This is a genomic window from Ignavibacteria bacterium (assembly GCA_017303675.1).
GTDB lineage: Bacteria > Bacteroidota > Ignavibacteria > Tepidaquicellales > OLB5 > OLB5.
The window spans coordinates 365,041-389,333 of record JAFLBX010000001.1 but is presented as its reverse complement, the minus strand read 5'-3'; the positions used below and the strand labels follow the sequence as shown (position 1 = coordinate 389,333).

Here is a 24,293-nt window from a genome sequence, read left to right as displayed (position 1 = left end):
GTTCAAATTAATGAACGCCTTTAGATATTTATTTATATTAACTATTTTATCAGCTGAAAGATCAGCAAATAAAATAATACCCGCGTTATTTTACCAATACCATTTTTCTCACATCTTTAAAAATAACTCCGCCGTTTTCTGAGCTTGCTGTGATTTCGTAGTAATATACTCCTGATGCCAGCCTGGATGCATCGAAATCTGCTGTATATTTACCCGGATCGCTTAAGCCGCTGTATATTTCACTAACGCCTTTTCCTGTTACATCGTATACTCTTAATGTAACAAATGAACGTTTCGGAATATCAAACCTGATATTTGTTACCGGGTTGAACGGGTTAGGATAATTTTGCTGTAATGCAAATACAGTGGGCAGCTCGTTATTTGTTGATGATATTCCGGTAACCCCCGGTACAGTACCTGCAACAGTTGAACCGGTTTTTAAAACTATATCGTTATTCGGGTCAAATGCGAATGCAGTTGGCTGACGGTTAAAGGTCCATATCCAGATCTGGCTGTTTGCAGTATTATCAACCCTGAAAGTAGTATCAGAGCCGGTTGCGAAAGATATCCTTAATGTTAACGGCATACGGTGGAATGGAGAATTGGATTGAGTTTGTATTGCCTGGAAGCCAACTTTCCACGTTCCATTGCCGTTATTATAAAACTGGTATACATTTCCATATACAGGATGGTTCGGCTGTTTTACCCACTGGTTAATGAACCAGGATAGATCCTGTCCGTAAACCTGGCTGATCTTTGCTGTAAAATCATCTGTTGCAGCTGATTTATGTTTAAAGTTTGCTGTATCAGTAGCATAGCCTCTTATCATGTTAAAGAATACATTTGTATCATTGACAGTATAGCGAAGCATATGGAGTACACATGCTCCTTTATTATAAGTTATCGCTGTATTAAAAAGTGTATTTGTATTCGGAGTATTTACTGCCCACTCCGGATTATACATAGCCCAACCCGGGTTTGAGCTTAAGTAACCGCTGGCATCTGAGTTTATATCGCTTTTATATGAAGAATAGCCTCCGGTTTTTTCATACCAAAGCGCTTCGCAATATGTTGCAAAACCTTCGTTAAGCCATATATCTGCCCAGGTAGCAGGTGATATCATATCGCCAAACCACTGGTGTGCAAATTCATGTGAAATTAAATTTTCGCTCCAGCAGTTGGCACATAATGTTGTTAAAGTTTGATTTTCCATTCCTCCCCAGGTAAAACCTGATGCCGGGGCTGTGGTAAAACCATTTTTTTCAAAACCGTGTTCGCCGAACTTCTGTGAAAAATATGTGATCATATTAGGGAACATATTCATCATAGCAGCCGGATTTTCACCTGAGTTATAGTAAAACCTGATAGGTACCAGATCTGACGGATTTGAAATCTTTGGCCAATATATGATATTTAAATTGTAATTAACTTTACCTGTCAGAACTGTTAAATATGTTGTAACTGGATCCCTGCTTACCCAGTGATAATATAAAGTATCACCGGTTAATGTTGAATCATTCAGTCTGCCGTTTGAACCTATTTTTACATTTGCCGGCACTTTTAATGTAATATCAACTGTGGCTTTATCAGATGGCTTATCCCAGCAGGGGAACCATTTGCGTGCACCTTCAGGTTCTGCATCTGTGAACAACCCGCCATTGCCTGTATAAAAAGCGCCGTCACTCACATTATTGTGAGAGTAGTTTATCAATACTTCCGTTACTTCACCGGGATTGTATGTTCTGTTTAATACTATATTCAGAATATTATTTGTATGCGTAAATGAAACCCCGCTAAGACCGACTGAGCTGATTACCAATGATGTATTTACTGCATTCAGGTTTATATTGTTAAGTGCAGTATCAATTCTGAATTTTACTATTATACTGCCTGTAAAGCTTTTGGGATATGGAGAAATAAAACAATTTCTGATATCCAGGTTCATTTTATAATCCAGTACATCAAATGTATGTTTCGGAGAATTTGGTGAGTCGTGATCTAAAGATGTATGAGGGAGCGACATTTTCCTTTCAGAACATAGCTCACTTCCTCTTTTGAGCGGCATTTGTGAGAACAATGTGCCTGTCAGCAAGAGTGTGATTATCAGAATGTAGATATTGGGTTTCATAGCATTAATATTAATTTTAGAAACAAAATTTTTTTAAAAATAATACATTTTATGCCATAAAACCTATGATTTGCGTCATAATATATCGGCAATAAAAGTGATATTTTTGAAGTGTAAGATGGATAGTTTTTTGAGCAAATTTTGGTAATTTTGCATTAAATTATGTAAAATTATCAAAGGAAACAGTAAACTATGAAAAAGTTCAATCCCGTTAATACCAACCCGGCTAAAACCAAGCTTTTAGAGACATTTGAAAATTCCTTTCCGAATCGAAATTATCTTATTATTCATCGTGCTAATGAATTTACTTCAGTTTGCCCCAAAACTGGCCAGCCGGATTTTGGCATTATCAGTATATCTTATATTGCGAACAAAAAATGCGTAGAGCTCAAATCACTAAAATTTTACCTGCAGTCTTTTCGAAATGAAGGTATTTTTTATGAAAACGTTACCAACCGGATCCTTGAAGATCTTGTTGGTATATTAAAGCCCAAATGGATGGAAGTAAAAGGTGAGTTTTCCGTAAGAGGCGGCGTAAACTCTACCATTATTGCCCGTCATGGCAAAATAAAAAATGAAAACACTTGATAAAAAAAGTCTTGATAAGCTCATCCAGTCACTTAAAAACGATGGTTATGTAACAATTGGACCCTTACTGAAAAACGGCGCAATAGTTTATGATGAAATAAACAGCGTGAAAGATCTGCCGGCCGGATTTACAGATGAACAGGCTTCCGGTAAATATAAGCTTAACAGCACAGGCAATGATCTTCTATTCTCTTACAATGTTGGTCCTCAATCCTGGAAAAAATTTTTATTCCCCTCACGCCTTAAATTATGGTCAGCCCAAAAGAACGGCAAAAGCTTTGATATCAAACACAATGGCGAAGCTCATAAAAAATTCGCATTTATTGGTGTAAGATCATGCGAGCTAAATGCAATTCTTATCCAGGATAAAGTTTTTATGAACGGCTCATTCACAGACTCCCATTACAAGGCGATCAGAGATAACATTTTTATTGTTGCAGTTAACTGTACAAAAGCAGGGGCTACCTGCTTCTGCGCTTCCATGAATACAGGCCCAAAAGCTCACATTGGCTATGATATTGCTGTTACTGAAGTATCAGCAGGCAAAGATCATTATTTTACTGCAGAAGATGGATCCGCAAAAGGTAAAAAGCTTCTTGCCGCCCTTGAAGCGCCTGCAGCATCAGCTGAACAGAAAAAAACTGCTGAGGATGCTGTTAATGCAGCTGCAGAAAAAATGGGAAGAAAGCTGAATACAAAGGGGATCAAAGAGCTTCTCTATAAGAATTTTGATCATCCTGTGTGGGAAGAGACAGCGGCAAAATGTTTAAGCTGCGCTAACTGCACACTTGTTTGCCCAACCTGTTTCTGTTCAACAGTTGAAGATGTTACAGATCTTACCGGAAATCATACCGAGCGCTGGAGGCAGTGGGATTCATGTTTTAATCTTGAATACTCAAAAGTAGCCGGGGGTAATTTCCGTACTACATCTAAGGCCAGGTACAGGCAGTGGATGACCCATAAGCTTGCTTCATGGGAAGAACAGTTCGGCATATTAGGCTGCGTGGGCTGCGGCAGGTGTATTACCTGGTGCCCAGTCGGTATCGATATTACAAAACAGGCTGAACAGATTAGAAGTACTCACAGAAATTAAATTGAATAAATAAGTAATTTCATTTAACTAAAACAATAAAACAATGGAAGACCTATCAGGAATTTTAAAACAGCATCCATTTATCGAAGATCTTAGTGAGGAGTACGTTAAGCAGATAACAGGCTGTGCCTCAAATGTAGTTTTTCACGAAAATGATATAATATTCAAAGAAGGTGAAAAAGCAGAGAAATTTTACCTGATAAGAACAGGAATGATAGCACTGGAATTCAACGGAAGAGATAAAGGAATGATACGTATTGAAACTATAGGACCGGGACAAATGCTTGGTTGGAGCTGGCTTGTTTCTCCTAATATATGGCATTTTACTGCACATGTAATAGAAGAAGTAAGAGCTATTGCAATGGATGGAGAATGTTTAAGGAAAAAATGCGAGAAAGATACAAAAATGGGTTATGAGATGTATAAACGGTTCTCTTTGCTGCTCGAGCAAAGGCTTCAGTCAGCCAGGCAGCAGCTTTTAAAAGCAATAACGAATACCTGAAAAAGAAAAATTAATTTGCGGTTATTTAATGGAAAAGATAATAGAAAAAACAAGGACACAGGCAAAAGCAGACCCGATGCTTCCTTTTACAATGAAAGTAAAGAAACACTTTTGGGAAACCGAGGATACTTTCACCATTATACTTGAACCGGATGAAGAAAGGGAGCTTGGGTTCCATTTCAAGCCCGGGCAGTTCAATATGCTTTATAAATTCGGGCTTGGTGAATCCGCTATTTCCATAAGCTCTGATTCATCCAAAACAAATACTATTTCCCATACAATTCACAAAGTTGGTTATGTAACAAGCGCACTTTCACAGCTTAAAAAAGGTGATGTTATCGGAGTGCGCGGACCTTTCGGTTCAAGCTGGCCTGTGGATGAAGCAAAAGGCAAAGATGTTATCATAGCAGCAGGCGGTATAGGGCTCGCTCCGTTAAGACCTGCACTATATTATATCTTTAAACACAGAAAAGAATACGGAAGGGTTGTGCTGCTCTATGGTTCACGCACCGGGCTTGATATGCTGTACAGGGTAGAGCTGGAAGAGTGGGAAAAGAAGCATAACATAGAGATACTTATTACTGTTGACAGGGGCGACAGCTCATGGCGCGGTAATATAGGCGTGGTAACAAACCTTTTCACAACAATTAAAATAGATGCGCGTTCTACGCTTGCAATGGTATGCGGACCGGAAATTATGATGAAGTTCACAATTGATGAATTAAAAAAAGCCGGACTTGCTGAAAGCAGTATTTATCTTTCTATGGAAAGAAATATGAAATGCGCAGTAGGATTCTGCGGGCATTGCCAGTACGGGCCAAACTTCATATGTAAAGATGGTCCCGTCTTCAATTTTTCAAAGGTTAAGAAAATTTTTGATATCTGGGAATTGTAATTATGAAAAACAAAAAACCAAAATTAGCAGTATTTAAACTTTCATCCTGTGATGGCTGCCAGCTTTCACTGCTTGATGCTGAAGATGAATTACTTGATGTACTGGGAAAAATTGAAATTGCATATTTCCCCGAAGCTTCCCGGAAAATGATGCCCGGCCCGTATGATATAGGACTTGTTGAAGGCAGTATTACCAATCCTGATAATGTTGAAATGATCCGCGAAATACGCAAACAGTGTAAATTCCTTATAACTATCGGAGCATGTGCTACTTCCGGAGGTATTCAGGCTTTAAAGAACTGGAAGGATGTTAAGGAATTTACCAAGATAGTTTATGCGAACCCGCATTTTATTTCTACTCTTGATAGGTCTCTGCCGGTAGGCTCTTTTGTACATATCGATTATGAGCTGAGGGGCTGCCCTATAAATAAATACCAGCTTATAGAAGTTATAAATGCATTCTTAAACAACAGGAAACCGAATATTCCCACTAATAGTGTTTGCAGTGAGTGCAAGCTCAACGGGAATATTTGTGTAATGGTATCGCAGGCAAAGCCGTGCCTCGGGCCGGTAACACAGGCAGGATGCGGAAGCCTTTGCCCCTCTTATAACCGCGGCTGTTTTGGATGCTACGGTCCCATGGATTCAGCCAATACATCACCACTGGCAAAGCAGTTTAAGGCAATGGGCCAGACCAATTTTGAGATAATGTCCTTATTCAGAAGCTTTAACGCATATGCAGAGCAGTTCAGAAAAGAGAGTGAAGTTTATGAAAAATAAGACCATAAAAGTTGATTATCTTGCCAGGGTTGAAGGCGAAGGTGCTTTATATATTAAGATAAAAGGCGGTGAAGTTGCTGATATCAAACTGAAGATCTTTGAACCGCCGAGATTCTTCGAAGCGTTTCTGCGGGGAAGGTCTTACAGTGATGCTCCGGATATTACTGCAAGAATTTGTGGCATTTGCCCTGTGGCATATCAAATGGCTGCTGTGCATGCAATTGAACAGGCTTTTGGTGTTAGGGTAACAGGTCAACTCCGAGAGTTGAGAAGGCTGCTTTACTGCGGTGAGTGGATAGAAAGCCATGTGCTTCATCTTTATATGCTTCATGCACCTGATTTCCTCGGATACCAGGATGTTGTTCAAATGGCAAAAGACCATCCGCAGGCTGTTAAAAATGCGCTAAGGATGAAGAAGATAGGCAACGAAATAATGCGGGTTATCGGAGGGAGAGAGATACACCCTATAAATGTGAAGGTCGGCGGTTTTTACCGTGTACCTGAAAAAAAAGAGCTGCTTGATATGGTGGATGATATCAAGTGGGCAAGGGATGCGGCAGTTGATACTGTGAAGTTTGTTTCAAAGCTTGATTTCCCTGATTTTCACCAGGATTATGAATCAGTTTCACTGGTTCACCCTGATGAATACCCGTTTAATGAAGGAAGGATCGTTTCAAGCAAAGGAATTGATATACTTCCTGAAGAATATGATTTTAATTTTACAGAAGAGCATGTAGAGCATTCAAATGCACTGCACTCCAAAGTAAGGCAGCGCGGTAATTATCTGGTTGGACCGGTTGCAAGGTATAATCTGAATTACGATAAGCTGACCCCGCTGTGCAAGCAGGCTGCAAAAGATGCAGGTATGGGCAAGACCTGCGATAACCTTTTCAAAAGCATTACTATACGCGGAATTGAAACAATTTATGCCTGCGAAGAAGCGCTCAGGATAATTGCACAATACGAAAAGCCGGAAGTCCCGGCTATCAGTTACAAAGTCAGGGAAGCAACCGGGTATGCAGCAACAGAAGCTCCCAGGGGTTTGATCTATCACAGGTACAGAATAGATAATAATGGCTTGATAGAGGATGCGAAGATTGTGCCGCCTACTTCACAGAACCAGAAAACCATTGAAAATGATCTGAGGAATTTCATTCCAGCTCATATTAATTTACCCGAAGCTGAGCTGGTTTGGAAATGTGAACAGGCTGTAAGGAATTATGATCCGTGCATTTCTTGCGCTACTCACTTCCTTACTTTGCATGTTGAGAGGGAATAAAATTTTTTATGTTTCACCGGAAGTATGATTAACCGGAACTCTGAATTGAGTGAACATATCAGGCTGAAAGTGGTATCAGAAATTGAAAACGAAAAAGATCCTGGTTGCAGGAATAGGCAACAGTTTCAGGTGTGATGACAGGGCAGGTTTGCTTGTCTGTGATCTGATTGAAGATGCGTTAAACGGCTCGCCTTTAAATCCCGTTATAGAAATAAAAAAACTATCAGGCGAAGGTGCTGAGCTTATTCAGGAATGGGAAAACTATAATATAGTTTTCCTTGCAGATGCATCGCGTAATTTTGGAAATCCCGGAAAAATAACCAGGATTGATACTGCTGATACACCTTTACAACAGGATTATTTCCATTATTCTTCCCACAATTTCAGTCTTGCTGAAGCTGTAGAGCTTGCGCGCAGGATAAACCGGCTTCCGGAAAGGTTAATTGTATATGCAATTGAAGGAGATAACTTTAGTTACGGGCTTGATCTTTCTTATGAAGTTGAGCTTGCATGTTTAAGCACTGCCAGAAAGATACTTGAGGAAATTATATATATTCCTGAAAAATTCAGTACTTATTGAACGTAAAAATTAATCATTTTTTTTGTTAAACTATATTTTAATATTACGCTGTTTAAATAATAAATCAATATGTTAATTAAGAAAATAGTTCTGCCATCAGATGATAATCGCTGGAAGTTAATTAATGCTACTATGAAACGTCATGGATACCAGCCTAACTGTTTGATAGAAACACTACATACAGTACAGGAAACATTCGGCTATCTTGATGAAGTATCATTAAAATTTGTAGCATTTGCTTTAAAGGTCCCATTAAGCTCGGTTTATGGAGTCGCAACATTTTATAATTTCTTTAATCTTAAGCCGCAGGGTAAACATACCTGTGTTGTATGCCTGGGTACAGCCTGCTATATAAAAGGCACCAATGATATTGCCGAAAGAATAAAGAAGGAATACAGCCTGGCAATGGGAAAGACTACCGAAGACGGAATGTTATCCCTGCTATCGGCCAGATGCCTTGGAGCATGCGGCATAGCCCCGGCTGTAGTTATTGACGGAGAAGTTCACGGGAATTTAACAACAGAGCAAACTATCAATACATTAAGGAGCCTGACAAATGATAATTGAAGAACTTATAGAATATGCCGAAAAGCTGAACCTGCGTGAAAAAAAGGGCAAGCATGAAATAAAGGTTTGTTCTGCTGCAGGCTGTTTATCGTTAAAAAGCGAAGCTGTTACAGAAGAGCTTAGAAAAAAGATAGCTGAGCTTGGGCTTGAAGAAGAATGCTCAATTAAACCTGTAGGCTGCCTGGGCTTATGCAGTAAAGGTCCGCTTGTTACAATTGATAAAGATAATAAGGTATACCAGGAAGTTAAAGCTGAGCAGGCTTCTGAAATTATAGAAAAATTAAAAATTGAACCTGAAAAGGAATCAGATCATTTCTTTACCCGTCAGCAAAAAATAGTTCTTGAAAACAGCGGACAGGTTGACCCGGAAAAAATACAGGATTATATATTAAGAGACGGATATAAAGCTCTTCATGAAGTACTCGAGCTTACCCCGCAGGAAGTTATTGATGAAATCACTTTAAGCGGCTTAAGAGGAAGAGGCGGTGCAGGTTATCCAACCGGATTGAAATGGAGCACTGTAGCAAAGACAGGTAAAGTTAAAAAGTATGTTATCTGCAACGCTGATGAAGGTGATCCGGGCGCATTTATGGATAGAAGCGTTCTTGAAGGAGATCCGCACAGGGTACTTGAAGGAATGGCAATAGCCGCTTATGCTGTAGGTGCTGATGAAGGATATATTTATTGCAGGGCAGAATACCCGCTTGCCATCAAGAGATTAAAAAATGCCATCAAACAGGCAGAGCGTGCCGGTGTAATGGGTAAAAATATTTTCGGCACTACCTTTACTTTTACCGTTGATCTGAGAATAGGAGCAGGAGCATTTGTATGCGGAGAGGAAACTGCGCTTATCGCTTCCATTGAAGGCAAACGCGGGCAGCCCAGGCCGCGCCCTCCGTATCCAGCCGAAGTAGGGCTTTGGGGCTCACCTACTTTAATTAATAATGTTGAAACATATGCTAACATTGCGCCAATTATCCGCAATGGCGGTGAATGGTATTCTGCTATTGGTACAGAAAAGAGCAAGGGCACGAAAGTTTTTGCGCTTGCAGGCAAGATACAAAACACCGGACTTATTGAAGTACCTATGGGTATTTCGCTCCGCGAAGTGATATTTGATATCGGAGGCGGAATCCCTGATGGTAAAAAATTCAAAGCAGTACAAACAGGCGGACCTTCAGGCGGATGCATTCCAGAGCAGTTCCTAGATAATCCCATCGATTACGAATCATTGAGCAAGCTTGGTTCGATCATGGGTTCCGGCGGTATGATCATAATGGATGAAACCTCCTGTATGGTGGATGTTGCGAAGTATTTTCTTGATTTCACTAAAGATGAATCATGCGGAAAGTGCGTACCCTGCAGAGTTGGTACAGTACAGCTCTATAATATCCTTGACCGTATTTCAAAAGGTGAAGGTACTATGGAAGATCTCTATGAGCTGGAAGATCTTTGTGACCTGGTAAAAAATACCAGCTTATGCGGACTTGGACAGGCAGCACCCAACCCGGTTTTAAGTACGCTGCAGTATTTCAGAGATGAATATGTTGCCCATATTATTGATAAAAAATGTCCGGCCGGTGTATGTAAAATTCACGAACATGCCGGAAAAAAGAAAAGTGAGGTGATGGAATAATGGTAACACCCGGAAAAAAAGTAAAAACATTTACAATAGACGGCAAAGATGTAAGCGGCACCGAAGACCAGACAGTTATTGAAGTTTGCCGTGAAAACAATATTGAAATTCCCACTTTGTGCCACCTTGACGGCTTAACTGAAGTTGGCGCCTGCAGGCTGTGCCTTGTTGAAATTAAAGGCTCAAATAAGCTTCTGCCGGCATGTGTAACAAAGGTTGCTGAAGGAATGGAAGTATTAACCGCCAGCGACAGGCTTAAAAATTACAGGATAAAGATTCTCGAGCTGTTTTTTTCTGAAAGAAACCATATTTGTTCGGTTTGTGTATCCAACGGTATCTGTGAGCTACAGAATCTTGGGCAGAAGCTTGGTATGACTCATGTACATTATCCGTACCTATTCCCTAAAGTTAATGTGGATGCTTCGCATGAAAGATTTGTATTAGATCATAACAGGTGTATATTATGCACAAGGTGTGTAAGAGTATGTGATGAAATAGAAGGCGCTCATACATGGGATATTATGGGCAGGGGAATAGAATCCATGGTAATTACTGACCTGAATAAACCATGGGGTGATTCTGATTCTTGCACAAGCTGCGGTAAATGTATTGCGGTGTGCCCTACCGGTGCTCTTGTTGAAAAGTATAAAAATGCTGTCGATAAAACATCTAAATATAAAAAAGATAAGTTAAAATTCCTTCCTTACCTAACAACTATGAGAGAGGTTAAAAATGAGCAAAGTTAGTGAAGATATTATAAACAATAAGGCGGATGATAATACAACATCAGCTAAAGTAAAAGCTGCAACAGTATGGCTTGATGGCTGCTCTGGCTGCCACATGTCTTTCCTGGATATGGATGAAAGGATCATAGAGCTGCTGCAAAAAGTAGACTTATGTTATTCTCCGCTGGTTGATCACAAGGATTTTCCTGATATGGTGGATCTAACCCTGGTTGAAGGTGCAGTCAGCAGCCATGAAGATCTGGAGAAGATTAAAAAGGTTCGTGAACACACCAAAATACTGGTTTCACTCGGAGATTGCGCTGTTACAGCTAATGTTCCTTCCATGAGGAACCCCTTCGGTGTAAAGGCTATTATGAACCATGCTTATGTAGAAACTGCAGTAACAAAAGATATCATACCTAATGAAGTTGTTCCTGAGCTGTTTGAGTATTCCAGGCCGGTGCATAATTTTGTGAAGGTGGATCTTTTTCTGCAGGGCTGCCCGCCGCCTGCGGATGCGATCTACTTTTTATTAACGGAATTACTCGAAGGAAGAATGCCCGATCTTACAAAAGTATCAAGGCTTGGTAAATAGCATATACTGTTTAGAAGCACAAATTCAGAAATTATGAAAGAATCCAATAATATGTATAAAACAATAACAATAGACCCGATAACCAGAATTGAAGGTCATTCAAAAATAACTATTCATCTTGATGATGAAGGCAAAGTTGCAGATGCAAGATTCCATGTAACACAGTTCCGCGGTTTTGAAAAATTCTGCGAAGGAAGGCCGTTTTATGAAATGCCTTCATTGATGGCGAGAACCTGCGGCATATGCCCGGTGAGCCATCTGATAGCCGGTGCCAAAGCCTGCGATGATATACTGGCCGTAAGGCTTCCTGATGCTGCAATTATGCTGAGAAGGATCATTAATCTTGCGCAGATTATCCAGTCACATGCTCTCAGCTTCTTTTATCTTTCTTCGCCTGATATAGTTCTTGGGCTTGATTCACCGGTTGCCGATAGAAACCTGGCAGGTATTGTAAAATCCAACCCGGAGCTTGCTAAAAACGGTATATTGCTCCGTAAATTCGGGCAGAAAATTATTGAGCTGCTCGGCGGAAAAAGAATTCATCCTTCATGGGTAATTGCAGGCGGCGTAAGCACACAGCTGACTGAAGACCAGCGAAAAACAATGCTTGAGTCGATTCCGGAAGCACTGAAGGCAATTCAATGGACACTTGATACTGTTAAGCCGCTTCTTGAAACATTCAGGGAAGAAATGAGAACTTTCGGTAATTTCCCCTCGCTTTTCATGGGTTTGGTAAATGAAAATAATGAGCTTGAGCATTACAGCGGAAAATTAAGGATCGTTGACAGTGTAGGAAATATTATTGCCGATAAGCTGGACCCTCAAAAATATTATGAATACATTGAAGAAAAAGTCGAGCCATGGACATACATGAAATTCCCTTATTATAAACCGCTTGGCTATCCCGAAGGTACTTACAGGGTAGGACCGCTTGCAAGGCTTAATATAATTGACAGGTGCGGTACCCCGCTTGCTGACCAGGAGTGGGCAGAATTCCGTGACCTGGAGCGCGGTGCAGTTTTAAGCTCTTTCCACTATCATTTTGCAAGGCTTATAGAAATACTTTACGGAATTGAAAAAATAAAAATGCTGCTGGATGACGAAAAGATATTGAGCTCTCATTACCGTGCATTTGCTGAGCCCAATAATTTTGAAGGAGTAGGCGTAAGTGAAGCTCCCAGGGGAACGTTAATGCATCATTATAAAATTAATGAACAGGGACTTATAACATGGTCTAATATGATAATTGCAACCGGTCACAATAACCATGCAATGAATAAGGGCATACTGCAGGCTGCAAAACATTTTATTAAGCATGATAAGCTGAACGAAGGTATGACCAACCGTGTGGAAGCTGTAATAAGATGTTATGACCCCTGTCTAAGCTGTTCAACTCATGCTGTTGGCAAAATGCCTATGAAGATACAGCTTTTTAACAGCAGCAATGAAAAAATTGATGAGATGGTAAGGAACTGAAAAATTTGGATAAAATACTTGTAATAGGTTACGGCAACTCTTTAGCAGGTGATGATGCACTGGGTTTTTATACAGTAAGCGAGCTGCTGGGAACGGTAATGCCTGAAAATACCAGCGTGAAATATATCCACCAGCTTATGCCTGAACATTCCCTGGATTTTACAAATTATGATAAGCTGATCTTTATTGATGCTGAAGCATCATTGATTCCGGGAGAGTTAAAATACAGGAAAATCTTGATGGAAGACCTCAAAAATACGGCGGTTACGGCACATGAATTCACACTGGATACCATTCTTTTAATGGGGTACTGGCTTTACGGTAAAATGCCTGAAATTCACCTGCTGACTGTAACCGGCACCAATTTTGAAACCGGCGAAAATATCACTCCCGCTGTAAAAAGCAGGATACCGGAAGTAATTGATATGATATTTTCAATTATTAATCAAAATGAAGCAGCCGTTACAGGGGCAATGCTGTAAAGATAAATTTCTGCACTTATTTTTGCAGATCGATATATTAAATTATACTGAGTAACATTAATATCTGTAACTTATTAATGTTATTCAGTATTTTTATAATTATGCCGGAATTACTTCACCCTGCTTATTATAAAATAATTACCCGGCAATTTATAGTTTAATTCCACTTCGGCTCAATACCCCCGGATCTTCATTAAGTTCCTCATACATCTATTGTACCATAAATCATATTCTTCAGCTTTATTGGTTAATTTTTTTTATTTTATATTTTAACTAATTAATATTATTGTAATCGTTCTTTTTAAAGCTGAAGCTGCCGTAAATAATATCTTAACTTTAGTTTAAATTTATATCCTGAAAATTAAAAGATCAAAGGAGAATTCTGCTTTATGGATAGATCCATATTTGCCGAATCCTTTGCACTGGATAATGCAGCTAAAGATATTGTTGAAATACGCAGAAGAATTAAGTACGAAAGTGAGCTAGATAAGAGCTTCAGAAATAAGATCGCAGAATCAGCACATGGTGAGCAGTTGTTCAGCTGTATTCAGTGCGGCACATGCTCTGCAGCATGCCCCGTAAGCCATTACATGGATTATACTCCCAGGAAAATAATCCAGATGGTAAGGGAAGGATTCAAAGAAGAAGTTTTAACATCATCAACAGTATGGCTGTGCGCCTCATGCTATGCATGCACTGTTGAGTGCCCCAAAGGCATAAAGATAACCGATGTAATGTATGCCCTCAAAAGAGAGGCGATTGCAAGTAATGTATATCCTAAAAAATCCCCTGCATCAATTTTAGCAAACAATTTCTTTCAGCAGGTATTAAACAACGGCAGGAACAGTGAAGGTCCGCTGCTGATGAAAATTTATCTGAAAACCAATCCTTTAATGCTGTTTAAAAATATGATACTGGGCTTTAAGCTCTGGAAGCGGGGAAGGATATCTGTTAAAACAGAAAGGATCAAAGATAAAAAAGCACTTAAGAAGCTGCTTGAAAGTGTAGAAGAAAACAAGAGATCAAATGCAGCAGAGCTTCCTGCAGGTATGAAAGGAGCTGCTGTATGAAATATATATATTACCCGGGCTGTTCGTTAAAAAGCACCGGAAAGCTGTACGAAGAGTCTTTGCTGGCAGTTTTTGATGCGCTGGAAATGGATTATGTTGAGCTTGATGACTGGAACTGCTGCGGAGCAACTGCATATATGGCTGTTGATGAAAGAAAAGCATTTGTGCTTGCAGCTAGAAATCTTGCGCTGGCAGAAGAACAGCTTAAAAATGAACCTGAAGTTAATATAGTATCACCCTGCAGCGCCTGTTATATGATACTTCTTAAAACCCAGAAGTTCCTCGAAGATCACCCGGAAGATAAGGCTGCAGTTACAAAAGCATTAAAAGAATCCGGGCTTAACTATACAGGTAAAGCCAGGGTACGGCATCCGATTGATGTGCTTGTAAATGATATCGGTGAACAGGAAATAACCAAACGGATCAAAAAACCATTAAAAGGCATCCGTGTTGCTTCCTATTATGGCTGTCAGACAGTAAGGCCATATTCAACTTTTGACGACCAGAGAAACCCTGTAACTATGGACAGAATCTTTAAAGCTGCCGGTGCTGAAATAGTTGACTGGACAATGAAAACAAGATGCTGTGGCGCAAGCTTAACTGGAACAATTCAGGAAGTTGCATTGCCTTTGAGCTATATCATTCTGCATGAAGCCAAAAAACGCAGGGCTGATGTGGTTACTACTGCCTGTTCTTTATGCCAGTTCAACCTTGAGTGTTACCAAGATGATATGAATAAAAAATTTAAAACAGATCTTAAAATTGATGTAATTTATTTTACACAGTTACTTGGTATTGCTTTGGGTATAGATCCTGACAAGCTGGGAATACACAGGCTGTTTGTACAGCCCGAAGATATTTATAAAATACTGGAAGGAGGTAACCGCGTTTATGTCTGAAAATAACGTTAAATTCAACGGTTCACCAAAAACCAACGGTTCAGCAAAAGCAGGCAGCACTCCAAAGATAGGTTTTTATGTTTGCCACTGCGGGCACAACATCGCTTCACAGGTTGATGTTGAAGAAGTGCAGAAATTTGCAGCTGCGCTTCCCGGGGTTGCCGTTTCTCGTGATTATAAATACATGTGTTCTGATCCCGGACAGGAGCTTATACAGAAAGATATAAAAGAGCTTGGTCTCAACAGGATAGTTGTTGCATCATGCTCACCGCTTCTGCATGAGCATACTTTCCGCAAGGCTGCCGAAAAAGCAGGTTTGAATCCATACTTTTTCCATATGGTAAATATCCGTGAAAATGTTTCATGGGTACATGATAATAAAGAATCTGCAACACAAAAAGCTAAAGATCTTACCCGCGCGGCTATACAGCGGGTATATTTCCATAAGCCGCTTATTAAAAAATCAGTACCTGTAAACCACGATGTGCTTATAGTTGGCGGGGGAATTGCAGGTATTACTGCTGCGCTTACCATAGCCAATGCCGGCAAGCATGTTTACCTTGTTGAGCGTGAGCCCACTATTGGCGGACATATGGCGATGTTCGATAAAACATTCCCGACCCTAGACTGCGCCGCATGTATTTTAACACCGAAAATGTCAGCGGTAAAATCACATCCCAATATAACACTATGGACATATTCTGAAGTTGAAAAGGTAGAAGGATTTGTGGGCAACTACAAAGTTCAGGTAAAGCGCAAACCTCGCTATGTAATAGAAGAGCTTTGTGTTGGCTGTATGGAGTGCATTGATGCCTGCATATACAAAGAAGCAAAATATCCTGATGAGTTCAACCAAAAGCTCAGCAAACGCAAGCCTATTTATATTCCTTTCCCGCAGGCTACACCGCAGGTGGTGCTCTTCGATCCTGAAACATGTATCGATTTTAAGAGCCACCGCTGCAAAAAAACCTGTATAGAGTCATGTGACAGAAAGGCTATTGACCTGAAACAGGTGCCTGAATACAAAGATATTAATGTTGGCACGGTAATTCTTACAACAGGCTTTAAAACTTATGATGCCGAATTTTCACCGCAATACGGTTACGGAAGATATCCCAATGTTTATACATCGCTTGAAGTAGAAAGGCTTGTTAACGCATCGGGTCCCACAGCTGGTGAAATTGTTACCAAGGATGGTATCAAGCCGAAATCTGTTGGAATAATTCATTGTGTTGGCTCCCGTGACCAGAAGGCGCATAAATGGTGCTCAAAGGTCTGCTGCATGTATTCGTTAAAGCTTGCTCACCTTATAAAGGAGCATACCGGCGCGCAGATTTATAACTTCTATATCGATATGCGCACACCGGGCAAAGGCTACGAAGAATTCTATGATAAGCTTATGACCGAAGGTGTACATTTTGTACGCGGCAGGGTATCTGAAGTAACTGACTGGGCATTGGTTCCTGAAGAGGAGAACAAGCTCACCATAAGGGTTGAAGATACTCTTGTTGGTGTTGTCCGCAGGGTTCCTGTTGATATGGTGGTACTGGCTGTTGGGCTTGAGCCGAGAAAAGATGCAGATGATATAAGGCGAATGTTTAATATATCCTGCTCAAACGAAGGGTGGTTCCTTGAAAGGCATCCCAAGCTTGCACCTGTAAGCACATTTACAGATGGTATCTTCATAGCAGGCGGCTGCCAGGGACCAAAGGACATACCTGACTCTGTTGCTCAGGCAGGCGCTGCTGCTGCTGAAGTGCTCTCGCTAATCAGCGCAGGAAGCATTGAGCTTGAACCTAATACAGCAAGTATTACTGAAGCATACTGCTCTGGATGCAAGTCCTGCATTCCTATCTGTCCGTATTCGGCAATATCATATAACGATGAATCCAAAAAAGCATATATAAATGAAGCTCTGTGCAAAGGCTGCGGAACCTGTGTTGCTGCATGTCCTTCAGGCTCAATTATACAGAACCTCTTTGATGATGAAGAGATATTCAGTGAAATTGACGGCCTGTTAAAATTCGCAGGGCTTGAACTTGAAGAAACGGAGGCAGCACATGCCTGATAAAAATGTAAATAAAAAATTTGAACCCAAAATAGTTGCATTCTTTTGCAACTGGTGCACATACACTGCTGCAGATCTTGCAGGTGTATCAAGGCTTAAGTATGCCCCGAACGTAAGGGTTATACGCATCATGTGTTCAGGAAGGGTTGACCCTCAATTCATACTTCAGGCATTTGCCAGCGGTGCAGATGGTGTACTCATCGGCGGCTGCCACCCCGGAGACTGCCACTATTCAGAAGGTAACTACAAAATGCTGAGGCGGTTCCGCCTGCTAAAGCGTATGCTTAATACGCTTGGAATTGCTGATGAAAGACTGAGGCTTGAATGGATCTCCGCTTCTGAAGGAGAGAAGGTTAAAACCGTTATCAATGAAATGGTTGAACAAGTAAAAGCCCTTGGTCCGCTTTCTATTCCAAAACACATACTGGAAATTAACGAGGAATTAAAACACATTCCCGGTGAAGAAACCGGAAAGGAGGAGCTTGCTCATGCCTGATAAACCGAAAATCGGATTTTACTGGTGCGCTTCCTGCGGGGGGTGTGAAGAATCAGTTGTTGATCTGGCTGAAGATATAGTGATGGTTGCTGATGCTGTTGATATTGTATTCTGGCCGGTTGCTATGGATTTTAAAAGAGCTGATGTTGAAGCCATGGCTGACGGCTCTATACTTGCCACCATGGTTAATGGCGCAATAAGGACTTCAGAGCAGGAAGAAATGGCAAGGCTCATCCGGCAAAAAAGCAAAATTGTAATTGCTTACGGTTCATGTGCGCATATGGGGGGAATTCCATCACTGGCAAATGAATTCACAAGACAGCAAATAATGGAATTTATGTACCAGGAATCTCCTTCTGTTGTTAATCCTGAAAAGACACGACCAATGTTAAGTGTAAAACATAACTCTATGAGCGTTACTCTTCCTGAGATCCGGAATCTTGTCCGCACTCTTGACCAGGTAATTGATGTTGATTATTACCTGCCCGGATGTCCTCCGACACCAAAGCTTTTGAAAGAAGCAGTGTTAACTCTGCTTTCAGGAGAACTGCCTCCAAAGGGAACTGTGCTTTCGCCTGATGAGGCATTATGTGACCAGTGCCCGCGAAAGGAATCAAAACCCGCTGACCTTTCATTCAGGCATTTCTACAGGCCGCATGCAGTGCTGCTTGATAGTACAAAATGCCTGCTTTCACAGGGCGTAATTTGTATGGGTCCGGCAACACGCGCAGGCTGCGAAGCTTTATGTATAAGCGGCAATATGCCATGCAGCGGTTGTTTTGGTCCTACGTCCAGAGTTAAAGATCAGGGTGCAAAAATGCTGTCATCACTTTGTTCAAATATAGAACCGAAGGATGAAAGCGGCATTGATGCTGTTCTTGATGATATTCCTGATCCTGTCGGAACTTTCTACAGGTACGGAATGGCTTCATCTTTACTGAGAAAAAAAATTACGGAGGATGTGTAAATGGATACTGTAATAAAAGAGAAATGGAACGAAGGTCTTACGAAGGCCGATAATGAATACATGAAAACCCGCAGTGTCACAATTGACCCTATTACCAGACTTGAAGGACACGGAAAGATCGACATTTTGCTTGATGAAAAAGGAGAAGTCGAGCATGCTTATTACCAGATACCCGAGATACGCGGCTTTGAAACATTCTGTCTGGGTAGGCCTGCCGAAGAGATGCCCCAGATAACAAGCCGTATTTGCGGCGTATGCCCAACAGCTCATCATATGGCTGCAACAAAGGCACTTGATAGTCTCTACAGCATAGAGCCGCCTCCAACAGCCCGCAAGCTGCGCGAGCTTATTTACAATGCCTTTATGCTCGAAGACCATGCGCTTCATGTTTATATACTTGGCGGACCCGATTTTATAGTTGGTCCCACTGCTGATAAAAGTAAACGTAATGTGCTGGGAGTTATTGAAAAAGTTGGTCTTGAAACCGGAAAGCGCGTTATCGATATGCGCAGAAAGGTAAGGAATATTATTAACTACCTCGGAGGTAAAGTCATACATCCCGTATTTGGTTTGCCGGGTGGTGTTTCAAAAGGGATTGCTCCATCAGACCTTCAGCAGTTCAAGGAGACTGCAAATGAAGCTTTGGAATTTGCAAGGTTTACACTACAGGTTTTCAAAGATATTGTTCTTAAAAATGATGATTATGTTAAAATGATAATTTCTGACGCATATACTCATAAGACCTACTATATGGGAATGGTTGATGCTGATAACAAGGTTAATTTCTATGACGGTAAAATGAGGGTAGTTGATCCGGATGGAAAGGAATTTGTAAAGTTTGAAATAAAGGATTACCTGGAGCACATTGCAGAACGTGTTGAACCATGGAGCTATGTAAAGTTCAATTATCTTAAAAAGCTTGGCTGGAAGGGATATATTGATGGCAATGATACAAGCGTTTACGCAGTTGCTCCGCTTGCAAGGCTTAATGCGGCAGATGGTATGGCAACTGCTGAAGCGCAGAAAGTTTATGAAGAATACTTCAGCATTCTTGGAGGTAAACCTGTACATCACACACTTGCAAATCACTGGGCAAGAGTAGTTGAAATACTCCAGGCTGCAGAGCGCATTGTTGAGCTTGTGAATGATCCTGAAATTACCGGGGAAAATATCCGTACACTGCCAACAGCAAAACCTGTTGAAGGAATCGGAGCAGTTGAAGCCCCGAGAGGAACTCTCATTCATCATTTTAAAACTGATGAAAGGGGAATCCTCACTATGGTAAATCTTATTGTTGCAACCCAGAACAACTCTGCGCGTATTGCAATGAGCATTGATAAGGCTGCCAAAGAGCTTATTCATGGCGGTAAGGCTGATGACGGGCTGCTTAATATGATAGAGATGGCATTCAGGGCTTATGACCCGTGCAACGGGTGTGCAACTCATTCGTTACCCGGAAATGTGCCAATCATTATTAATTTATACGATAATAATAGAGAGCTGATCAGAAAAATTACCAATTGAAAAAATGGAACCCCGAAAAAATAAAATATTGATTCTTGCTTTGGGTAATGATATTATGGGTGATGACGGAGCAGCTCTTGCCGCTGCGGATCTATTGGAAAAACAATACGCAGATGAGATCGATATATTCAGGATTTCATCTGCCGGTTTTATGCTGCTTGACCTGCTGGAAGGTTATGAAAAAGTTATCATTCTGGATACTATACTTACTACCAGGGAGCCCGGAAAGTTCAGGGAGCTGACACTTGCCGAGCTTTCCGGGAGACTCTCAACTTCACCTCATTATGCCGGACTTCCCGAGGTAATACTGCTTGCTGATAAGCTTGGCATTAAATTCCCGGAAGTAATTAAGATTTTTGTTATAGAAATTGATGAACCGTTTACGATAAGGCAGGGGCTTTCTTTTAAGATCAGGTATAATGTTCATTTATATGCAAGAAAAATTTCTGAGCAGATAAATGAATGGATATATGCCCATGAGGATAAAATTCCGGCTTAATGTATTGTTAAATATATAATTAAATATATTTTTTTGAGATAATTTCCTAAGCTAAATCATATTTATCTGTTTACAATTTTACTATATTTGTAATGAAAATGTGATTTACTTAGGATATTTTTTATGCATGAACTTTCATTAGCACGGGATATAATTGATACTGTAAAGCAAACACTCTCACCGGATGATTTGCCCGCACTCCGAAAAATTGTACTCGAAATTGGCGCTTATTCAGGGGTAGTATCAGATTCCCTGAATTTTTCTTTTGATGCTATTAAAGCCGGAACTGAACTTGAACAGTCTGAGCTGGAAATTATTAACATTCCTTTCAGATTAAACTGCAGGCAATGTAATGAAGAAACTGAACCTGAATTTCCAGTGATGATGTGTGAGAATTGCGGCAGCAGTGATACAGTTGTAATTTCAGGGGATGAACTGAAAATAAAGGAATTAAAAATTTTAGAAAATACCAAATAAAAATTTTATGGAAATCATTAAGATAGAACGCAAAGTACTAGCAAAAAACGATGCAATAGCATCAGAGAACAGAAAATTGTTTGAAGATAACGGTGTGTTTACGGTAAATATGGTAAGTTCACCCGGTTCCGGGAAAACCAGCCTTGTTGAAAAAATTATTCAGCATTTCGGAGGCAGGCTGAATATTTCTGTAATAGAAGGCGATGTGCAGACAGATCTGGATGCACAAAGAGTAGGAGCTTACAACGTGCCTGTTGTGCAGATCATCACTAACGGCGGTTGTCACCTGGAAGCTAATTTAGTTAAAGATTCACTTAACGCACTTGACCTGGTTAAAACAGATTTGTTAATAATTGAAAATGTAGGCAATCTTGTTTGTCCTGCCGGTTATGATCTTGGTGAAGATATGAAAATGGTTGTTATCAGTGTAACCGAAGGAGATGATAAGCCGCTTAAATATCCTAAAATGTTCATGAATTCAAAAATCCTTGTTATCAATAAAATTGACCTGCTGCCATATGTGAACTGTGATATTGCCGGTTTAAAGGATAACGCCTTAAAAATTAATCCTGAACTTAAGATATTTGAAACTTCCTGCACATCAGGGTCTGGGATAAACGAACTTTGCAGTTTTCTTGAAAACAGTATCTGAAGAAATAATAATTTAAATTTTTTTTTGACTGAGCAGCGTTAACATTGATACAAAAAGTAAAGATAATTATTAGGGGTGTTGTTCAGGGTGTCGGTTTCAGGCCCTTTATTTACAGGCTTGCCAACGAGCTGAATATCAAAGGATGGATAATCAATTCCTCTCAGGGGGTATTTATTGAAGCAGAAGAAGAACGTTTAATCCTGGAAGCTTTTATAAGAAGAATTAAATCTGATAAACCGAAAAACTCTTATTTACAAAGTTTTGAACATACCTGGTTAGACCCCGAAGGATTCAAAGAATTTGAGATACGTGATAGCCTTGAAGAAGGGAGCAAAACTGCCCTTGTTCTTCCTGATATATCAACATGCAGCGATTGCCTTGAAGAAATATTCGATCCTTCTAACCGCAGATACCTGTATCCTTTTACAAATTGCACCAACTGCGGGCCAAGGTATTCCATTATTGCTGATCTGCCCTATGACAGGCCCAATACTACTATGGGTGAGTTTGAAATGTGCGATGAATGCCTGGCTGAATATAAAGACCCGCTGAACCGCAGGTTTCATGCAGAGCCTACTGCCTGCCCAAATTGCGGGCCGCAGGTAAAGCTTACGGATAATTCCGGTAAATTGATCTGTGAAAAACATAATGCAATAGTTAGTGCAGCCAGAGCAATTAAGGAAGGAAAGATCATTGCATTAAAAGGAATTGGCGGTTTCCAGCTTTTATGTGATGCGGCAAATCCGCTGGCTGTAAAAGAGCTTCGCCTGAGAAAACGGAGAAGCCAGAGACCATTTGCACTGATGTTCCCCGATATAAAAAGTGTAAAAGCAGAAACGGAATTGAGTGAAAGTGAAGAGCGGCTAATAACATCAGTTGAAGCGCCTATAGTGCTTTTAAAAAGGAAAAAAGGAATTGTCTCTATAGTATCAGATGAGTGTACATTCGGCAATCCGTACCTTGGTATTATGCTGCCATATTCTCCGCTTCATCATATATTAATGAAAGAGCTTGGAATACCGGTTGTTGCCACAAGCGGTAATATTTCAGAAGAGCCTATCTGCATCAGCGAAGATGAAGCTTACACAAAGCTTTCAGGTATTGCGGATTATTTCCTTATTCATAACCGAAAGATATTAAGGCATGTGGATGATTCCATACTAAGAATAGCTGCAGGAAACGAAGTTATGATACGCAGGGCCAGGGGCTATGCCCCGCTGCCAGTAGTTCTGAAAAAGCTTGAAGAAAAAACGATTCTTGCCGCAGGCGCACATTTAAAAAATACAATTGCTGTTAACAAAGGCAGCAATGTTTTTATTTCACAGCATATAGGCGATCTTGAAAATACCGAATCCATTAATGCATTCAAAAAAGTAATAAATGATATCAGCTCATTTTATGAGCTTAATCCAGAAGTTGTTGTATGTGATGCACATCCTGATTATATTTCTTCAAAATATTCTGATTCACTAAAAATCCCGCTTCATAAAGTTCAGCACCACTATGCCCACGTTCTTTCATGTATGGCTGAAAACGATCTGGAAGAAAATGTGCTTGGCGTTAGCTGGGATGGAACTGGGTACGGAACTGATGGAACAATATGGGGCGGAGAGTTCATTATTCCCAACGGAAAAAATTTCACAAGGGCCGGTTATTTTAAAACATTCCGCCTGCCGGGCGGCGAATCCGCGATTCATGATGTATGGAAGATAGGGTATTCAATGCTTTATGAAGTATACGGTAGTGACGCGAATGACCTGAAAAATATTTCGCTTTTAAAACAACCGGAAGTAAAAATAATTCGCCAAATGCTGGAAAAAAACATCAATTCACCTGTTACTTCAAGCTGCGGGAGGCTGTTTGACGGGATTTCGGCAATTATAGGTATAAATCATAATGCTGATTTTGAAGCACAGGCTGCAATGGCATTGGAATTTGCTGCTGATGATTTTGATACAAATGATTATTTTGCCTTTTCAATTGAGGAAGCTTCAGGCAGCCTGGTTTTTAACTGGCATCAAATTTTAAAAAGTATTGTTACCGATATTAATGATGGTGTAGCAGCCGGATTAATTTCAGCTAAGTTTCATAACTCACTGGCTGAAGCAATTGTTCAGATTGCAGATCGCCTGAGTATTGAAAAAGTGATTTTGACCGGCGGATGTTTTATGAATAATTACCTTCTGAACAGATCTGTAAAAAGACTTACAGAATCAGGGTTTAAAGCATACACTCAACAGCGTGTACCGGCAGGTGATGGAGGTATTTCGCTTGGTCAAATTAAATTTGCTTCTTATCTATAATATTAAATTATAA

At 40.4% G+C, this 24,293-nt stretch carries 24 protein-coding genes; 23 read left to right on the top strand and 1 reads right to left on the bottom strand.

The genetic code is table 11. The features are described 5' to 3' along the window. Window positions 1–85 precede the first annotated feature (85 nt). Window positions 86–2,128, bottom strand: a complete 2,043-nt coding sequence (locus J0M37_01770) for a T9SS type A sorting domain-containing protein (GenBank protein MBN8583794.1) — start codon at window positions 2,126–2,128, stop codon at window positions 86–88. A gap of 192 nt (window positions 2,129–2,320) precedes the next feature. Between J0M37_01770 and queF the strand changes: the two genes are divergently transcribed. From queF to hypF, 23 genes are all read left to right on the top strand, one after another. Continuing rightward, window positions 2,321–2,716 carry an NADPH-dependent 7-cyano-7-deazaguanine reductase QueF gene (queF, locus tag J0M37_01765; GenBank protein MBN8583793.1) on the top strand — a complete coding sequence of 132 codons (396 nt, stop codon included), beginning with the start codon at window positions 2,321–2,323 and terminating at the stop codon, window positions 2,714–2,716. Then, window positions 2,703–3,809 carry a 4Fe-4S dicluster domain-containing protein gene (locus J0M37_01760; protein MBN8583792.1) on the top strand — a complete coding sequence of 369 codons (1,107 nt, stop codon included), beginning with the start codon at window positions 2,703–2,705 and terminating at the stop codon, window positions 3,807–3,809. Before queF ends, J0M37_01760 begins: the two co-directional genes overlap by 14 nt. Before the next feature lie 43 nt (window positions 3,810–3,852). Next, the gene (locus J0M37_01755; protein ID MBN8583791.1) at window positions 3,853–4,311 is read left to right on the top strand and encodes a cyclic nucleotide-binding domain-containing protein; all 459 of its coding nucleotides are present in this window, start codon (window positions 3,853–3,855) and stop codon (window positions 4,309–4,311) included. A 28-nt stretch (window positions 4,312–4,339) separates the two neighbouring features. After that, window positions 4,340–5,206, top strand: a complete 867-nt coding sequence (locus J0M37_01750; protein ID MBN8583790.1) for an FAD/NAD(P)-binding protein — start codon at window positions 4,340–4,342, stop codon at window positions 5,204–5,206. A gap of 2 nt (window positions 5,207–5,208) precedes the next feature. Further along, on the top strand, window positions 5,209–5,985 hold the full coding sequence (locus J0M37_01745; protein MBN8583789.1) for an oxidoreductase: 777 nt from the start codon (window positions 5,209–5,211) through the stop codon (window positions 5,983–5,985). Beyond that, window positions 5,975–7,264, top strand: a complete 1,290-nt coding sequence (locus J0M37_01740; GenBank protein MBN8583788.1) for a Ni/Fe hydrogenase subunit alpha — start codon at window positions 5,975–5,977, stop codon at window positions 7,262–7,264. Before J0M37_01745 ends, J0M37_01740 begins: the two co-directional genes overlap by 11 nt. A gap of 82 nt (window positions 7,265–7,346) precedes the next feature. Further along, window positions 7,347–7,844 (top strand): hydrogenase maturation protease, encoded by a 498-nt coding sequence (locus tag J0M37_01735; protein ID MBN8583787.1) that lies wholly within the window; start codon window positions 7,347–7,349, stop codon window positions 7,842–7,844. Between the two features lie 69 nt (window positions 7,845–7,913). Next, complete coding sequence (gene hoxE / locus J0M37_01730) at window positions 7,914–8,411, top strand: bidirectional hydrogenase complex protein HoxE (GenBank protein MBN8583786.1); 498 nt, start codon at window positions 7,914–7,916, stop codon at window positions 8,409–8,411. Next, on the top strand, window positions 8,401–10,047 hold the full coding sequence (nuoF, locus tag J0M37_01725) for an NADH-quinone oxidoreductase subunit NuoF (GenBank protein MBN8583785.1): 1,647 nt from the start codon (window positions 8,401–8,403) through the stop codon (window positions 10,045–10,047). The genes hoxE and nuoF overlap by 11 nt, the downstream gene beginning before the upstream one ends. Then, on the top strand, window positions 10,047–10,793 hold the full coding sequence (gene hoxU, locus J0M37_01720; protein MBN8583784.1) for a bidirectional hydrogenase complex protein HoxU: 747 nt from the start codon (window positions 10,047–10,049) through the stop codon (window positions 10,791–10,793). The genes nuoF and hoxU overlap by 1 nt, the downstream gene beginning before the upstream one ends. After that, entirely contained in the window at window positions 10,780–11,367 is a 588-nt protein-coding gene (locus J0M37_01715) for an NADP oxidoreductase (protein MBN8583783.1), read from the top strand. The genes hoxU and J0M37_01715 overlap by 14 nt, the downstream gene beginning before the upstream one ends. 51 nt (window positions 11,368–11,418) lie before the next feature. After that, window positions 11,419–12,843 carry a Ni/Fe hydrogenase subunit alpha gene (locus tag J0M37_01710; protein ID MBN8583782.1) on the top strand — a complete coding sequence of 475 codons (1,425 nt, stop codon included), beginning with the start codon at window positions 11,419–11,421 and terminating at the stop codon, window positions 12,841–12,843. A gap of 5 nt (window positions 12,844–12,848) precedes the next feature. Beyond that, window positions 12,849–13,325 (top strand): hydrogenase maturation protease, encoded by a 477-nt coding sequence (locus tag J0M37_01705; GenBank protein ID MBN8583781.1) that lies wholly within the window; start codon window positions 12,849–12,851, stop codon window positions 13,323–13,325. Between the two features lie 389 nt (window positions 13,326–13,714). Further along, a complete protein-coding gene (locus tag J0M37_01700) occupies window positions 13,715–14,395 on the top strand; it encodes a 4Fe-4S dicluster domain-containing protein (GenBank protein MBN8583780.1) in 681 nt (226 codons plus the stop codon). Beyond that, window positions 14,392–15,294, top strand: coding sequence for a CoB--CoM heterodisulfide reductase iron-sulfur subunit B family protein (locus tag J0M37_01695; GenBank protein ID MBN8583779.1), 903 nt, complete (start codon window positions 14,392–14,394; stop codon window positions 15,292–15,294). The genes J0M37_01700 and J0M37_01695 overlap by 4 nt, the downstream gene beginning before the upstream one ends. Beyond that, complete coding sequence (locus J0M37_01690; protein MBN8583778.1) at window positions 15,287–17,362, top strand: CoB--CoM heterodisulfide reductase iron-sulfur subunit A family protein; 2,076 nt, start codon at window positions 15,287–15,289, stop codon at window positions 17,360–17,362. Before J0M37_01695 ends, J0M37_01690 begins: the two co-directional genes overlap by 8 nt. Next, window positions 17,355–17,858 carry a hydrogenase iron-sulfur subunit gene (locus J0M37_01685; protein MBN8583777.1) on the top strand — a complete coding sequence of 168 codons (504 nt, stop codon included), beginning with the start codon at window positions 17,355–17,357 and terminating at the stop codon, window positions 17,856–17,858. Before J0M37_01690 ends, J0M37_01685 begins: the two co-directional genes overlap by 8 nt. After that, window positions 17,851–18,825 carry an oxidoreductase gene (locus J0M37_01680; protein MBN8583776.1) on the top strand — a complete coding sequence of 325 codons (975 nt, stop codon included), beginning with the start codon at window positions 17,851–17,853 and terminating at the stop codon, window positions 18,823–18,825. Before J0M37_01685 ends, J0M37_01680 begins: the two co-directional genes overlap by 8 nt. 60 nt (window positions 18,826–18,885) lie before the next feature. Further along, entirely contained in the window at window positions 18,886–20,349 is a 1,464-nt protein-coding gene (locus J0M37_01675) for a Ni/Fe hydrogenase subunit alpha (GenBank protein ID MBN8583775.1), read from the top strand. Between the two features lie 4 nt (window positions 20,350–20,353). Then, entirely contained in the window at window positions 20,354–20,848 is a 495-nt protein-coding gene (locus J0M37_01670) for a hydrogenase maturation protease (GenBank protein ID MBN8583774.1), read from the top strand. 123 nt (window positions 20,849–20,971) lie between these two features. After that, window positions 20,972–21,325 carry a hydrogenase maturation nickel metallochaperone HypA gene (locus J0M37_01665; protein ID MBN8583773.1) on the top strand — a complete coding sequence of 118 codons (354 nt, stop codon included), beginning with the start codon at window positions 20,972–20,974 and terminating at the stop codon, window positions 21,323–21,325. Between the two features lie 7 nt (window positions 21,326–21,332). Continuing rightward, window positions 21,333–21,977 (top strand): hydrogenase nickel incorporation protein HypB, encoded by a 645-nt coding sequence (gene hypB, locus J0M37_01660; protein ID MBN8583772.1) that lies wholly within the window; start codon window positions 21,333–21,335, stop codon window positions 21,975–21,977. Window positions 21,978–22,021: 44 nt separating this feature from the next. Then, complete coding sequence (gene hypF, locus J0M37_01655; protein MBN8583771.1) at window positions 22,022–24,280, top strand: carbamoyltransferase HypF; 2,259 nt, start codon at window positions 22,022–22,024, stop codon at window positions 24,278–24,280. Window positions 24,281–24,293: the final 13 nt, after the last annotated feature.

What these genes read in the sequence shown, in the direction of transcription:
- nuoF (MBN8583785.1), top strand. Translation starts at nt 8,401, where the DNA reads ATGATAATTGAAGAACTTATAGAATATGCCGAAAAGCTGAACCTGCGT.
- J0M37_01750 (MBN8583790.1), top strand. Translation starts at nt 4,340, where the DNA reads ATGGAAAAGATAATAGAAAAAACAAGGACACAGGCAAAAGCAGACCCG.
- J0M37_01680 (MBN8583776.1), top strand. Translation starts at nt 17,851, where the DNA reads ATGCCTGATAAACCGAAAATCGGATTTTACTGGTGCGCTTCCTGCGGG.
- J0M37_01710 (MBN8583782.1), top strand. Translation starts at nt 11,419, where the DNA reads ATGTATAAAACAATAACAATAGACCCGATAACCAGAATTGAAGGTCAT.
- hypB (MBN8583772.1), top strand. Translation starts at nt 21,333, where the DNA reads ATGGAAATCATTAAGATAGAACGCAAAGTACTAGCAAAAAACGATGCA.
- J0M37_01770 (MBN8583794.1), bottom strand. Translation starts at nt 2,128, where the DNA reads ATGAAACCCAATATCTACATTCTGATAATCACACTCTTGCTGACAGGC.
- J0M37_01675 (MBN8583775.1), top strand. Translation starts at nt 18,886, where the DNA reads ATGAAAACCCGCAGTGTCACAATTGACCCTATTACCAGACTTGAAGGA.
- J0M37_01755 (MBN8583791.1), top strand. Translation starts at nt 3,853, where the DNA reads ATGGAAGACCTATCAGGAATTTTAAAACAGCATCCATTTATCGAAGAT.
- J0M37_01715 (MBN8583783.1), top strand. Translation starts at nt 10,780, where the DNA reads ATGAGCAAAGTTAGTGAAGATATTATAAACAATAAGGCGGATGATAAT.
- J0M37_01685 (MBN8583777.1), top strand. Translation starts at nt 17,355, where the DNA reads ATGCCTGATAAAAATGTAAATAAAAAATTTGAACCCAAAATAGTTGCA.
- J0M37_01690 (MBN8583778.1), top strand. Translation starts at nt 15,287, where the DNA reads ATGTCTGAAAATAACGTTAAATTCAACGGTTCACCAAAAACCAACGGT.
- J0M37_01665 (MBN8583773.1), top strand. Translation starts at nt 20,972, where the DNA reads ATGCATGAACTTTCATTAGCACGGGATATAATTGATACTGTAAAGCAA.
- J0M37_01700 (MBN8583780.1), top strand. Translation starts at nt 13,715, where the DNA reads ATGGATAGATCCATATTTGCCGAATCCTTTGCACTGGATAATGCAGCT.
- J0M37_01695 (MBN8583779.1), top strand. Translation starts at nt 14,392, where the DNA reads ATGAAATATATATATTACCCGGGCTGTTCGTTAAAAAGCACCGGAAAG.
- J0M37_01760 (MBN8583792.1), top strand. Translation starts at nt 2,703, where the DNA reads ATGAAAACACTTGATAAAAAAAGTCTTGATAAGCTCATCCAGTCACTT.
- queF (MBN8583793.1), top strand. Translation starts at nt 2,321, where the DNA reads ATGAAAAAGTTCAATCCCGTTAATACCAACCCGGCTAAAACCAAGCTT.
- hoxE (MBN8583786.1), top strand. Translation starts at nt 7,914, where the DNA reads ATGTTAATTAAGAAAATAGTTCTGCCATCAGATGATAATCGCTGGAAG.
- hoxU (MBN8583784.1), top strand. Translation starts at nt 10,047, where the DNA reads ATGGTAACACCCGGAAAAAAAGTAAAAACATTTACAATAGACGGCAAA.
- J0M37_01670 (MBN8583774.1), top strand. Translation starts at nt 20,354, where the DNA reads ATGGAACCCCGAAAAAATAAAATATTGATTCTTGCTTTGGGTAATGAT.
- J0M37_01745 (MBN8583789.1), top strand. Translation starts at nt 5,209, where the DNA reads ATGAAAAACAAAAAACCAAAATTAGCAGTATTTAAACTTTCATCCTGT.
- J0M37_01740 (MBN8583788.1), top strand. Translation starts at nt 5,975, where the DNA reads ATGAAAAATAAGACCATAAAAGTTGATTATCTTGCCAGGGTTGAAGGC.